Annotated in this window: 8 protein-coding genes; all 8 read right to left on the bottom strand. The window is 42.6% G+C overall.

Going from position 1 to position 13,898, the window contains the following annotated elements:
* Positions 1-33: 33 nt before the first annotated feature.
* From R2S08_RS05410 to R2S08_RS05445, 8 genes are read right to left on the bottom strand one after another with little or no spacing between them, the layout of a single operon-like run.
* Positions 34-1,656, bottom strand: coding sequence for an IPT/TIG domain-containing protein (locus R2S08_RS05410; protein WP_316834177.1), 1,623 nt, complete (start codon positions 1,654-1,656; stop codon positions 34-36).
* A gap of 24 nt (positions 1,657-1,680) precedes the next feature.
* Complete coding sequence (locus tag R2S08_RS05415) at positions 1,681-2,400, bottom strand: hypothetical protein (protein ID WP_316834178.1); 720 nt, start codon at positions 2,398-2,400, stop codon at positions 1,681-1,683.
* Positions 2,401-2,423: 23 nt separating this feature from the next.
* Positions 2,424-3,965, bottom strand: a complete 1,542-nt coding sequence (locus R2S08_RS05420; protein ID WP_316834179.1) for a RagB/SusD family nutrient uptake outer membrane protein — start codon at positions 3,963-3,965, stop codon at positions 2,424-2,426.
* Positions 3,966-3,976: 11 nt separating this feature from the next.
* A complete protein-coding gene (locus R2S08_RS05425) occupies positions 3,977-7,132 on the bottom strand; it encodes a SusC/RagA family TonB-linked outer membrane protein (protein WP_316834180.1) in 3,156 nt (1,051 codons plus the stop codon).
* 21 nt (positions 7,133-7,153) lie between these two features.
* Positions 7,154-8,269: a DUF5007 domain-containing protein gene (locus tag R2S08_RS05430; RefSeq protein ID WP_316834181.1), complete on the bottom strand. Its 1,116-nt coding sequence runs from the start codon at positions 8,267-8,269 to the stop codon at positions 7,154-7,156.
* A 28-nt stretch (positions 8,270-8,297) separates the two neighbouring features.
* Positions 8,298-9,410 carry a fasciclin domain-containing protein gene (locus tag R2S08_RS05435; protein ID WP_316834182.1) on the bottom strand — a complete coding sequence of 371 codons (1,113 nt, stop codon included), beginning with the start codon at positions 9,408-9,410 and terminating at the stop codon, positions 8,298-8,300.
* Complete coding sequence (locus R2S08_RS05440; protein WP_316834183.1) at positions 9,410-10,969, bottom strand: RagB/SusD family nutrient uptake outer membrane protein; 1,560 nt, start codon at positions 10,967-10,969, stop codon at positions 9,410-9,412. Before R2S08_RS05440 ends, R2S08_RS05435 begins: the two co-directional genes overlap by 1 nt.
* The gene (locus tag R2S08_RS05445; protein WP_316834184.1) at positions 10,969-13,833 is read right to left on the bottom strand and encodes a SusC/RagA family TonB-linked outer membrane protein; all 2,865 of its coding nucleotides are present in this window, start codon (positions 13,831-13,833) and stop codon (positions 10,969-10,971) included. Before R2S08_RS05445 ends, R2S08_RS05440 begins: the two co-directional genes overlap by 1 nt.
* Positions 13,834-13,898 lie beyond the last annotated feature (65 nt).

Here is a 13,898-nt window from a genome sequence, read left to right on the forward strand (position 1 = left end):
TATTTTTATATTTTTTGAACGCCTATGAAAGAATTATTCCAATACAATCCGAATAATATTATTTACCGGTCCATTATCAAACGTGTCGATGTTACCAATGAGCAGCAAGGCTCTTTTATTGTCCTCAGATTTGGTTTCGATCACATCGCTGAGGAACCCGTTAAACAATCCTGTCGAGTTATATCCAGCAACCATTTCTCCTTTGCTGTTGATGATCATAAAACCGTTTCTGACCACTCCATTATAGGTATTAAAATAGCCGCTAACCACAACTAAACCATCACTAAGCTGTTTTGCAAAAGAGACTCCAGGCCCATTAAATTTCTTAGGAACAAAACTCTCATCTAATGACCCGTCGGATTTCAACATGGCCAGATATTCAATAGATTTCCCATTATAGGTTTTAAAATAACCACAGGCCATATACCGGTCAAGCGTGCTGTTATAAGTAACCGAATAAATAACATTATCTGGTCCTAAGCCTGGTTTGAAAGTGTCATCAATGGTCCCATCGGCATTTAGCCTGATGATGTTTTTAGTCGCCTTGCCATCAAAACTGGTAAATTGACCATACACTAAAATTTTGCCCTGATTTTTGGCATCGGTATGAATAAGGGTACTGCTCGGACCGTTGGCCGCTTTAAAGCCTTCGTTTGCAGATAGGTTAAACCGATAGGTCTTGTCCAATGTGCCGTCTGGATTTATCCGCAAAAGCTGTGGCATCCTGATGCTGTCCAGGATAACTGAATCCTTTTCACGCCTCCGGTTCGGCTGATCGTAACGACGGCTGATAAAGAATTCAAATCCTCCGGAAACTACTATTTTATTATCGGGTTGCTTGTATAGATTTCTTATGGCACGGTCTGTGCCCGCGTTAAACCTTGGAAAATACTTGATGGTATCGATTTGATCCGGCCGTCTGAATGTGTGTACCCCCATAGTATCTATGGAGCCATTACTATTGAGCGTGGTCAGGTTACTGATGTTATCAGTGCGTTGAGCATAACCGCTAAAACCTCCGGCAATCAGGTACTTTCCATTGTATTCAATAATGTTATTGATCTGCCCATTCGCCCCGTTGCCACTGCGTAAACCCGAGTCATAAGAAAAATCGCTAAAAGTACTGACGATCCGGTTAATTGGCCTTACAGCCCCTTTATTATTGTAATTGGTAAAATCACCCACAATCAGATGTCTCCCATCAGAAAGATCAAGCACCTGTGTAACGGTGTTATTGGCTCCATTTGGCACCCTAAACGTCGGATCCAGGTTAATCAATCCATTTACTTTAAAAGATGGCCCAAAAACAATCGCATCATCCACCGCAATGGACATAACGCCTGTACTGGCAAGATCCGGGACTTTTACGGTAATAGAGCTTTCTGTGACCTCTGTGACCTCTGCTTTCTGGCCATTAAACATAAAGATGAGCTTATCTTTATAGGGCTTCAGGCCTGTAACCGCAACTTTTACCAGGGTACCAGGAGCACCAACAGAGGGTTGAGGAGGCGTGACTCTGTCCATTTTTATCCCCAATCCCTCATTACTGACAGGATAAGGTTCTGAGAATTGATCTGCTGTTTTTTTGCAGGAGGTCAAAGCCAGTAATAAAAGTAAAGAAGCCGTAATTGCGCTGTTTCTTTTTAATATCTTCATTTCTTTATTCCGGTTATTTCATTATTATTTCAAAAGGATTTCAACGATCATGTCTTGAGACCCTAGTCCAAAAGCATCCCCAGAAAGTTGCAAAGCATGTACAACACCGTTCCTGGGCTTAATGTCTGATGACGAAACCATATAGGTAAAGAATGTCGCCTGAGTATTGGACAAATCGGCTACATAAGCGATGGTCAGTTGCCGGTAACCAATATATTTGACCCCACCTACATCCCCGTAGATCACCCCTATTCTCGCTACAGTATTGTTATAAGCATAATAGTCCTGCCCTCCGTAAACTGCGGGAAGTGCCGGGTCATACTGCGGGTAATCGGCTAATTTTTTTGTCCCCTTAAATATATGCCGCTGCAGGTATTTGGCCCAGATAGGCCCATCAATATCTGATAAGGTTTTCACAGTGTCTTTACCTGCACTAAATAATCTATTGTTTAAACTACCAATCTGTGTAACTGAACCAATCATCGTTTTGACTTCGTAGTCTGTGGGTGCAAAAAAGGTAATGTCTTGCTGATTGAACACATCTTCCATACCGGCCAGTTTGACAATCCGGGCAATGGTATCGAAGGGAACAGGTTTAGATTTCAGGTAGTCCAGCATGGTGCCATCAAATTCGGCCTTTGCCTTGCCCCCATCTATATAATAATTATCTCTTTTACAAGCCGCTAAACCAAATAATAGCACAAAACCTAATAACAGGTAAATTCTATTTATAGAAATTTTCATTTTTTTCATCAGTATATAATTGCTTAGATCCCCGCTCCACTCACCCAGTACTGGTTAAGGGTCATGTTGGGATTCTCGTTTAAGGAATTTTTATCAATCGGCCAGGTCCAGGCTCCTCTGTTAAATTGTTCCAGGGTTAATGGATGACTTGCCCATTGCTGGCTCAAGATTCTTTTTGTCCGCACCAGATCAAACCAGGTATGACCTTCTCCCTGAAGCTCTCTGCGACGTTCCAGAAATATAAAATCTTTCAAACCACCCTGGCCTGCATCGTAAGGAACTGCTCCAGCCCTGGCCCGCACCTGGTTTAGCAATGGTATGGCTTCGGCATCACGGCCAAGCTCGGCCAAAGCTTCTGCTTGTAAAAGAATGGCGTCTGCCAGCCGGAAAATCAGATAACTATTGTCAGGATTCTTGTCCTGATTACCAGAAGCATAGATATTACCTGCAAATTTTGGCATCATAAAGTGCCCGTCATTTGAATAAATATCGGCATACCATACATCCTTCCGTTTGTCTGCAACATCGACCGGGAATAACTTGGTCATATAAGTACTCTTAAAAGCCATTAGCGAGGTTTGATAATTGTTAACCGGGAATTTATAGGGGTAATGCAGAAAGGAATCTGCAAATGGCGCAAGAGGCGATGAAGTATTATCACCATAATTCACACTTTGATAAAATTCAAATAAACTCTCTTCAGAGCGGCCCTTAATGACTTCCGCCCAGTTTTCTATAGGCAATAGTCGAAAAGCATTGCCACTCTGTGTGAGAAGTTCATGGCCGGATTTAACTGCGTCTTCATAGTATGCCGTCGCATGGGCGGCGTCAAATCCTGCATTCCACATGTTCATGTGCATAATAAGGGCCAGAGCAGAGCCTCTATTGGCCCGAACCCCGCGACGTGAAGGGTCGTTATAGGTCCATGGAAGATTGTCTTTATATTGCTTCATATCGGCAATACATTTATTCATTACAGACACCATATTTTCACGCGGTAAAGGTTCAGACTGATAAGCTTTGGTATAGTACACCACGTCTCCATATAACCTCACCATCCAGAAATACGTGAAGCAGCGCATAAAAACGGCCTCCCCGATATATCTGTTTTTATCTTCTTCCGAAAGGTTAGGAATGCCCTCATTGAGCTTGCTGATCAAAATATTGGCACTTTGTATCACCTGGTAATAAGCCGCCCAATTGGTAATCAGTTCAAAATGATAGAAGTCATGCCAGGGCTGGTCGGTAATAGCCGAATTCATATTATTTTGCCCCAATACCTCTACCACTTTACGAGAAGAATAAGTATTGCCATTATTTATAGCAAAAGCTTCTCCGGAACGGCTTTCGCCCACGGCTCCGATAACCCAGGTTTCACTGATTTTTTGAAAGAACTTCAAGTATACGCTGGTCACGCTGGCCTCTACATCTTCTTTAGATTTGAAAAAGTTATTCCCGGTAAGCTGATCAAGCGGTTTGATGTCTAAGTACTTTTTACAACTTGAGGGCAGTACGATGCATATCAGCAGTAAAACTGCCGATATGCTTTTATTGATCAATTTCATTTTCATTTGCATTAGAAATCTAGGTTAAAGCCAAAAATATAATCTCTCGAATTCGGGTAACCGGCAGAAAGATCTCTTCCTAAAGCCGTTACATTTTCTGGATTAGGGCCGGAGTAAGGCGAGAATGTGATCACGTTACTCACACTCGCCTGTACCCGTATATTGCTAACCCCCAATCGCTGGGAAATTTTCTTAGGGAAGGAATAGAATAAGGTTACATTATTGATTTTTAAATAACTGCCATCTTCTTCCCATAAGTTCTGATCGTACCGAAAAGGCTGGATAGTGGAATAACGGGTATAATCATAGGCATAGGGATATTTAGCCACATCACCTGGCTGCCGCCACATGTTTATATCCGGAAGTGCAACTACAGCTCTTGATCCCTTTAGCGGGTCACTACCAAATGGATCATTCATAATTCCCAAGCGGCTTGCCAGGGCATTGTTTAAGATGGTTCTTTTTGCCGTATAGGACGCGTAAATATTAATGCCGAGTGATTTGTAAGATAAACTGGTCGACATACCGCCAGTGAGCAAAGGTTGAGAGTTACCTGTGATCTGGTAGTCGTTCTTATCCATGATGTAATCGCCGTTCACATCTTTAATTCGGGGATCTCCGGCCTGGTAAAACTTCCCATTGGTCTGGTAGCGAAGTCCGGTGACCGGATCTACAGGAACATCTTTATTTACGGAGTATACACCCTGATTAATAAGCAGATAATTGGACAGTGTATTTCTGCCTACCCGCAAAATGGTGTGTTGTCCATTGGCATCGGTTGCAAAAATTATATTTTGCCCATTATACCCTTCTGGTAGCCGGGTAAGAACGTTGTTGTTCCAGGCGGCATTAAAGGAAATATTGAGTTTAAATTTGCTGGCATTTGGCAATGGCCTAATCGCAAAATATAGTTCATATCCGTAATTGACCATTCCGGTTTCATTACTTGGCAGCGTTCCAAAACCAGTTGTATTAGATAAATTTCGGTTATACAATTCATTTCTGATCTCGCTATAATAAGCGTCGACATTCAAATCTACCTTTCCGTTAAACATGCTCAGGTCTAATCCTAAATTGTACATCTCCCTTGTTTTCGGGATCAGATCTGGATTGGGAATAGCACCAAAGTCGACACCTATACTTTGCTGGTTATTATAATTTCCTCCAATATTATATTTCCCATAAATGCTGCTCAGACTTGCTGTTGGGGTAATATTCTTTCCCCAGCTGACCCGTATTGATCCTGTATTCAACCAATCAAATGCAGACATCCAGTTCTCCTTGTTGAAATTCCAGCGCAAGCCAATAGAAGGGTTTTTAGAATAAAGATTGTTCAACCCACTTGAAGAGGTTCCATCGATCCGATAGGACAAATCAATAATATATTTACGCATAAAATCATAGGAAGCAGCGCCCCAAAAGGAAGCCAGCCTTCCACGATTATAACCTAGTACACCTCCTCCTGCTGAATTAGAGGCATCGAAACCCAGGGGCCCTTGAAACTGATCGTTCGGCGTACGAGCCTGCCTGATGGACGAAGTTTGTCCTCTTTGATCGTTGATGTCATTCGCTATGGAGACATAGATGCTGTGTTTTTTATTGAAGGTAGCGTTGTAATTAATCATATTTCTGTTGTACAAAGCACTGCTCCTTCCGTTAAATCCATAGACTTGTGAAAACTGCTGATTGGCAGCAGCTGGAGTAAAGGTATCTTCAATGTCTGAGGAATAGCTGTAACTGAATGTAGAGGCTAATTTTACCCCCGGCAAGAACATGTATTCGCCATCAACACTCGTCCTTATATTTCGTGTTGCATTGCTATTTAAAGTTTGCAGAGCCGAAACCACTCCACCGCTTGACTGATAAAAGGAAGGACCCGGCAATAATGATGAGGCTTGTGCATTATCTGCTACTCCGTATTGAAGGAAACCAAGACCATCTCCTTTCTGTTGCTTTCCTACACCTCCGGAAAGGTAGGCAGTAAACCTGAAGCGGTCATTGGGCCGCAGCTCTGCATTCATATTTAGGGTATACCGGCTAAAACCGGTATTCTTTAATATTCCATTGCTCAGGAAATATCCGACATTTGATTTGTAATTAAATTTTTCATCACCGCCGTCTATAGCCAGATTGTGCGTTTGGTTATAGGTTGTTCTGTAAAATATAGACTGCCAATTGGTCGAATTGTTATAATAACTGTTCAAACTATCTGATAATATGGGGGTCTGTGAAATGCGGATAATGTCTTGAAAACTCTTGGCATTACCATAGATCTGCTGTAATTTCAGCGCCCGTTCTTCATTTCCACCCAGGGTCTGTCGTAACGCCGGAGGTGTACTCACAAAGAAATTACTGGTGTACCTTATACGCGGAATCTGTGAATGCCCTCTTTTGGTGGTAATGATGATCACACCATAGGCTGCACGAGAACCATATAATGCGGTGGCCTGTGCATCCTTTAAGACTTCTATGTTCTCAATATCCTCCTGCGGGATGAGCGATAAGGGACTGATCCCCGGCCCCTGAAGGTTAAAGCCCATCTCGGAAGCTTTGTCTGCATCAATAGGGATCCCATCAATGACATACAGAGGTGAGGTGGGCTGCAAAAAGGTTTCCGTACCCGAGTTGGATACCGCAAGGGTAGCCAAACCACGAAGCTGGACGGTACCCCTAAATCCAGGGGCACCCGTATTATTCTGGATATTGAGCCCGGGTACCTTTCCCTGTAAAAGTTGTTCCACATTTGCAACAGGAACATCTTGTACCTCACTGCCCTTTACCGAAAAGGAAGATCCGGTGGTCACCTCTTTAGAACGGGCAACAAATCCCCGAATCACCACCTCATCCATTTTGTTGTCGAGCTCCTTTAATTTTATTACTAAATTTTCTTGTGCTCCGGTAATTTTTAATTTATAAGGTTGGTAGCCCAGATATCTGAATGTTACCGTAGTTCCAACAACAGCAGCAGCACTAAAGTGTCCATTCTCATCTGTAAAAGTAATGGCCTTAGGCGGGGTGCCGGCAAATAAAGAGACCATTGGAATGGGTTGTTTTGTGCCCTCGTCGATTACTCTCCCCTTTAGGACCACCTTCTGGTTTTGTGCATTCAGGTTAGAAGATAAAAGTATGATACAAACCAGAACCTTCAGAATTAATTTTATTTTCATGCGATTATATAGGTTATAGGTTTATTCGTCTTCAAATTTTGGATTGTCTGTGCGGAAGTGAAAAACAATTTCCCAATCGCCTTCTCTGTAAATACTAAAGTCGAGACCAAGAGTTGCAACTTGCCGCACGCCTCCAAATCCCAGTCTGGAATAAGCAAAGTTTACATTGGCCTTACCACCACTGGCATAAAGAGTTGGAATATCGACCAGGGGAATAGGGTAAGCCACATCATATTGCACATATTCGCCAGTGGTCTTGCGGTTAAAACCATGGACCAGCTGATCCCATTTCGTTTCATTAAATTTTACCGGATTGATGGCCACCGAATCTTTGTCTAAGAACTTAAACCGCAAGGAGTGTCCATTGCCTCCTGAAAAAGGCCTGATGTAAACCACGACATCCTTAGTGTTGTCATTGGAGACCAATTCCTTACGGCTATTCTTCCCAATCACATTAGACAAACGGGAAGGACGGATATAATCTCGTTTACTGGGGTCCTGGGGACTGGCCGGGTTCCTTGCCACTGTTCCCTTATAAGGATCAAGGTCTGTGGAGGGTTCATAAGGTCGTTCGCGCCATAACCTGAGTTCCATATCCTTCAAAATCACCTCTCCACCATTATTGGAAACTTTCACATCAAAAAAGCGGCGGTCCTGTATCAAATTGCTGCTGTCTGGTTTTCTTGCGGGTACCAGGTCATCTGTGGCAGAAGACCATAAAATTAACTGGCCTGAGGAACGCACTTCAAAAAGAGGTTTGCTTACTTTTTTTCTCTTGCTGTTGATTTCATCCAGGCTTTTTTCCGTCCCATCGTAAGCTCCTGTCCAAACCCAAACATCCTTCATTTTAAACAGGTCTGTCATTGGTCTGCCATCGCCGAAACGTGCATTTACAATGCTAAATGTTAAAGGTTGTGTAGAATTATTGGCATTGAAATCCCCAAACATGCTTGTACGGCCCAATACTGGTTCATAAAACTTTGCGCCGTAAGACATGCTGTTACTTAAATAGTCCTTTTCGGCAGGCAGTTCAAATATTTTTTTGCAACCGCCTACCAGCAAAAGAAGAAGCATAGGAAATGGCAGCCATGTACCTTTAATCCTTGCTATACTTTTATTATTGAGCTTGAAATTCATTTCTTATTTTTAATTTTTTTCCCATTAATTATTTAAAGCCCAACATATAGTCGGCAATTTGCAGTTCTATACCCCTTCCATTGTTCGCGGTTATATTGAGGCGATAGTACTTATAGGCTTTCTTGTTGTCAAAGCGATAAACCCTTTGCATAAAACGTTCTGGAAAACTTTGGCCGGTTATAGTTTGAAGAGGTTCCCAATTCACCAGGTCCTGTGATCCCTGCATGTTCCAATCTTTAGGATCTCTTCCCGGGTTGTCATTTGCTGAAGTGAGTGCATAGGAATTACATACTCTTGCAATAGGAAATTCAATATTCATCCAAAAAGGCTTCGTAGCCAATGCATTGCCATTGAAAAATTTCGTATTAGATGACTCATCCAACATGTAATAAGATGTTTCCGGATACGCTGATGATGGGGCTTCCGATGAAACCGTTAAAATCCCTCCATATAATTTAATATAGTTTTTAGGTGGAAAAGTTAAGGTAAAACGTATTACAAAATCCCGGAATCCAACGATATGATCCTGGTTAAGGGTATGCACCACCCCATTTTTTGTAAGCACATTAACAGAACTTGTTGCGCTGGTTGACCAATTTTGCTGAAACTGGCTCCATTTGGTATCACTATAGTTGATGATCACCGGGCCACCCTTTTGAAAACCAGAAGTTGTGGTGGGATTCAACTGCGCATTCATCTGGTAGCCATATCTTACGCCTTTCAACAAGACACCGTCCTGTCGGTTCATGGCATCTGTTGTATATTTACCACGTATCACGTATTGGGTCATGATGGTATCCAGCTGAATATAATCCATATTCGATAAATTTAAGGGCGACTTTCCGGCTGCCTTGCGCGCAGCGTTCAGATTGTCTATAGCCACACTGAAACTGGCATTGGTTGCCGCAAACACGGTTATATTGCTGTCCTGAAGGGTGGTTTGAAGCCCCAGCCGGTCAACAGCTACAATCAGGGAATCAAATATTCCCTTTTTGCTTTTCAAGTAGTCGTAGGTATTGACAGAAACTTTTGGGTTCAATGCTTCATGCTCATAAAAACCTGAATCTTTATGACATGCGGTTAGGGTAGCAGCAATCGTTACCAACAGCAACAATTGCCTTTTAATGTTCTTGATTTCCATTATTTCCAATAAAGATTTTGAGTTAACAATTGATTCTGCTGCAGCAATTGCGGCGACACTGGCCAATAAATCCCGCCCGAGGCTATGAGATCTATAAAAGCTTTGTTGTTTTGCTTGATCTTGTTATAACGTACCTGGTCATACCAGAAATGTCCTTCTCCCATGAGCTCCCTTTTCCGTTCTTTAAAGATGGCATCAATGATTAATCCATTTGTATTCCCATTGTAGCCCGGAAGCCCTCTTTTACTTCTGATGGCATTTAAATCGTCAATAGCTCGCTGACGATCACCCAAAACTGCATTGGCTTCCGCACGAAGCAGGTAGATATCCTCCAGGCGTGTAAACAGCGCAACACTTGAAAAAAAGCTGAACTTTGGATCCGAAGGAGATACGGAGGCCGTACCGCCAAGGATCACCTTAATTTTACTAAAGATGGGATACCGGGCACCAAAGTTCACAAAATAATTGGTTGAAGTTGGCCGGCCAAGTGTATCAATGCCAAAACGCTGGTCACCTTTTTCGTTAAAAATACTCAGGATAGAATCTTTCAAAATATAGATGTCTGGAATGGTTTTCGTTACAAAGGGCGCGGCTAGTGTAAGCTCTTCTATATGACCGGTCATTCCACCTTCTCCTAATTCATAAGTAAAATCAAATCCCAACAAATGGTTGCTCCGCTTAGCGGAGAAAAAGCCGTTAGAACTTGTCAAGGGGCCTATATCGGTCAAAGACAGCCCGGCAGCTCCAGCATCATTAATCACTTTGTTGGCATAAGTAGATACCTTAATGTAATCACCCTGCCAGGCAGCAATATGGGCCAGAATCGCATTTGCAGATACGCGACGCGCCAATGCACCATCCCAGCGGCTGTTGGTTTCATTGTAATATGGCCCGGGTTGTTTTGGATCATTTGCCCCATATTGATTAGGCAATATTTCGGCTACCTCCAGCAATTCCTTTTCTGCCCAGGCCAGTACCTGAGCGCCGCTGCTACGGGGCTTATTCTCAAAGCTGCCGTCATGAGAAGTAATAATGAAGGGTACGTCGCCCCAAATGCGTACCATATAAAAATAGGCGAAAGCCCGGAGAAAACGCGCCTGGGCAATGTCAATGGCCATAATATTACTGGTGTAACGCAAATCAGCCTTTTTTACGTCATATACCCGCTCCAGGAAGATATTGGAGGCATTAATTACCGCATACCACCTGCGCCAGTTGGAAAGAACTTCTAATGTTGGATAGGATGCGGTTAGTCTGTTTTCTGTAACGGCTTTAAGGTCTTGCCTGGTTGGGCTGACAAATTGCTTGCCCCGTACATCACCATAGATCCAATGCGCGTCATTATCCACCATGGCTGCCCTTGTCAATCCATAAATGCCCAATAATGCAGCTCTGGTATCCTCCAGTTTATTCCACATATTGACTTCATCAACGGCCCGGGTAGATTTGATATCTATCGCTTTCTTACAGCCGGACATCAGTACAACAAGTGCCATAACAGTTAATAAGACACTATTTTTAGCCCGGTTAAAATTCATATGATTGTTCGTTGTTTTCATTACAGGTTCATTTTTAATCCAAGGATATATGTTCTGGGAATAGGCATTCCATATCCTGTATCATAGCCATCAAATGGCACCGATTCGGGATCTCCTCCTTTATATCTGGTTAGGGTAAAAAGATTATTGGCCATAGCATATACATACAGGCCATTAATCTTAACCTTGTTTTTGCTAAGTATAGAAGTCAGATCATAGCCTAATGACAAGGTTCGCATCTTTAAAAAGGATGCATTTTCAAGAAATAAGTTTTGATCTGCACGATAAGGTATCACGCCGCTCCATGGGTTGTACAGCGGATAATCATTCCTGTTTCCTCTTTTCTCCCAAAATGTAATCTCTTTTACCGATTCGATGTTATTCCCTCCCTCGTGGTTTACAAAATCCAGCGTAGTCGCCATTTGCTGATTGATCAGGCTGCGGCCAATGCTGCAATAAAAATTCATACTTAATGACCATCTGCCATATTTGAACTCATTATTAAAGCCCCCAACCACTACTGGCAAACTGTGTCCCTGCAGGGTTTTATCTTTAGTATCGATAATGTTGTCACCATTCTGATCTTTCCATATCGGGTCTCCGGCCTGAAGGGTTGTACCGCTATATTGCATGGTTTTTCCATTCACAACTGGAATATCATTATTGGAGGTATAAATACCCTCATTGCTCAAAAGCCAGTACCGGTCGATAGATTCACCGACCCTTAAAAGACGGTTCCCAATGATCATCTCCTTAAGCCCGCCAGGGAGGGCTTTTAATTGATTCGCATTATAGCTTAAATTGATGGCTGGTGTCCACGAAAAACCTTGCTCTTTAGATTGAAAAGCGGCATAACTCAGTACCAGCTCAACACCTTTATTACTTACGGACATACCTGATTCCAAAGAACTGCGATATCCATATTCAGCATATGCAGGCACGCCCACAATTTGGTTTTTATCAATTTTACTATAGAAATCGAGACTGCCCTGCAAACGGTTATTGTTCATCCCAAAATCAATCCCAACGTTAACCTGATCTGTATAAGCCCAGGGAATACCGTAACCTACCCAACCAAAATTGTAAGGACGGGAAAGCGTAGCAAAGCCAGTATACCCTGGCAAGTTGATATTGCCTGTGTATCCAATATCAGCGGTATACTGTGGACCCTGTGCATAATTATCATAGGTATTTAGTTTTCCCAGACGGCCAGCGCTTAACCTCAGATTTAAGGCAGAAATGCTTTTATTGTTGATCAGCAGGTCGTTTTTAATGTCCCAACCGGCCGACAGAGCCGTAGATAAAAACCATCGGCTGGTTGGCTGAGCATTTGAAGACGCATCTCCTCTAAACAATAAGGACAGTGAATATTTATTTTTGAAACTGTAGGAACTTCGTTCAAAAACAGAAAACAGGTTGTTCCGGGTTTTATCTAAAAATCTAAATAACAAGCTGGGCGGAAATGCGGTTGGAGCCATGGTTGTCGGGTCAATCAGATTTAGCTTTATAAAATCATTTACGCCCTGATATGCATATCCGTAATTGTACTTGGAAAGGTCCCACTGCATGGATTGCCCCCCGGTGAGCTGCAGCTTATGATCTGTTCCAAATTGCTTTTTATAGGTTGCTGTATTTTCGAAAAGAAGCCGTTGGTTGTACCCATAATAATTGGAAGCATAACTATTGCCTTCCATCAGCGGCCGGGGAAAAAAGATATCCCTGTTGCCTTCGTTGTAATCCACTGACATCACTGATGAAAAGTCAAAATCTTTAAGCTCTATACCAAGCTTTGCATAACCTTCCAGAATGTTATTCATATTATTATCATAGCCTTTGCCAAACTGGGCAAGGTACTGCTGGTACATATCCTTATTTGGGGCCAGGGGCTCGGCAAGGGAAGGAATATAATTTGTTTGTGCAAAACGATCTCTTAAGCTTCGGTTACGGGCCCGCTCCAAACGATTGGCATTGACCATTACCGAAAAGTTAAGCCATTTTAAAGGCTTCATATTGACATTGAGCATCACGCTATACCGGTCTAGACCCGTTGAATCGGCAACCCCCTGATTGCGCATATTGCCGGCAGAGAACCTAAAATTTGCCCGGTCGGAGCCACCAGAAAGGTCAGCGGAAATACCCCTGACCATCCCATTTCGATAATAATAGTCTGTCCAGTTGGAAGGGCCATTATACAATACGCTGGAAGAATCGCTCAGGTACTGAGGATATACATCTTCATCTGAATACCTGCCATTTGCGGTATAACGGTCATAAAACTGCTTCCTAAATGCATTTTCATACGTGGCATTTAAAGTCGTTACATGGGGTTTGGCAGCAAAACCAAAGTAGGTGTTAAAGTTGATACTTCTTTTGGCTGTGGGGCTTTTAGAGGTTAAAACAATAACCCCATTAGCCGCATTTGGTCCGTAAATAGCGGTAGCTGAGGGATCCCGGAGTACTTCTATTTCATCGATATTGTTCATATCAATATTTGCCAGAAGATTTGTTGCTGTACCTATTCTATTATAGTTATACAATTGAATATCGTAGGCAAATGGATGTTCACCAATAAGTGGTATTCCATCAAGCACAATAAGGGGTTGTTGCTGCTGTACATCTCTGGGAGAGATCAGTGGTGCAGAAATACCTCTGATGAACATGTTTTGAACAGTTCCAGGTTCGCCGCTTGGCTCCTGAATACTCAGTCCTGGTGCCTGCCCTTTTAGGTACTGTTGTAAAGAAACTGCAGGGATTTCTGCAAGCCTGGATGCCGAAATAGCCACACCAGGCAAACGTGGCTCCGATTTTACCTTTTTCCTGATCGAGGATTTTTTTAGTGTATCCAGTTTTGAGGTGTCTCTTATAGGTTCCTGAAACAGATACATCTTTGAATTTCTTGCATACACACAGGAAAAACTGACGCAAAAAAAAGTGCATAACAATAGTGGTA

Source organism: Pedobacter nutrimenti (assembly GCF_032678445.1).
GTDB classification, from domain to species: domain Bacteria; phylum Bacteroidota; class Bacteroidia; order Sphingobacteriales; family Sphingobacteriaceae; genus Pedobacter; species Pedobacter nutrimenti_A.

What these genes read in the sequence shown, in the direction of transcription:
- R2S08_RS05425 (WP_316834180.1), bottom strand. Translation starts at nt 7,132, where the DNA reads ATGAAAATAAAATTAATTCTGAAGGTTCTGGTTTGTATCATACTTTTA.
- R2S08_RS05445 (WP_316834184.1), bottom strand. Translation starts at nt 13,833, where the DNA reads ATGTATCTGTTTCAGGAACCTATAAGAGACACCTCAAAACTGGATACA.
- R2S08_RS05420 (WP_316834179.1), bottom strand. Translation starts at nt 3,965, where the DNA reads ATGAAATTGATCAATAAAAGCATATCGGCAGTTTTACTGCTGATATGC.
- R2S08_RS05440 (WP_316834183.1), bottom strand. Translation starts at nt 10,969, where the DNA reads ATGAAAACAACGAACAATCATATGAATTTTAACCGGGCTAAAAATAGT.
- R2S08_RS05435 (WP_316834182.1), bottom strand. Translation starts at nt 9,410, where the DNA reads ATGGAAATCAAGAACATTAAAAGGCAATTGTTGCTGTTGGTAACGATT.
- R2S08_RS05415 (WP_316834178.1), bottom strand. Translation starts at nt 2,400, where the DNA reads ATGAAAATTTCTATAAATAGAATTTACCTGTTATTAGGTTTTGTGCTA.
- R2S08_RS05410 (WP_316834177.1), bottom strand. Translation starts at nt 1,656, where the DNA reads ATGAAGATATTAAAAAGAAACAGCGCAATTACGGCTTCTTTACTTTTA.
- R2S08_RS05430 (WP_316834181.1), bottom strand. Translation starts at nt 8,269, where the DNA reads ATGAATTTCAAGCTCAATAATAAAAGTATAGCAAGGATTAAAGGTACA.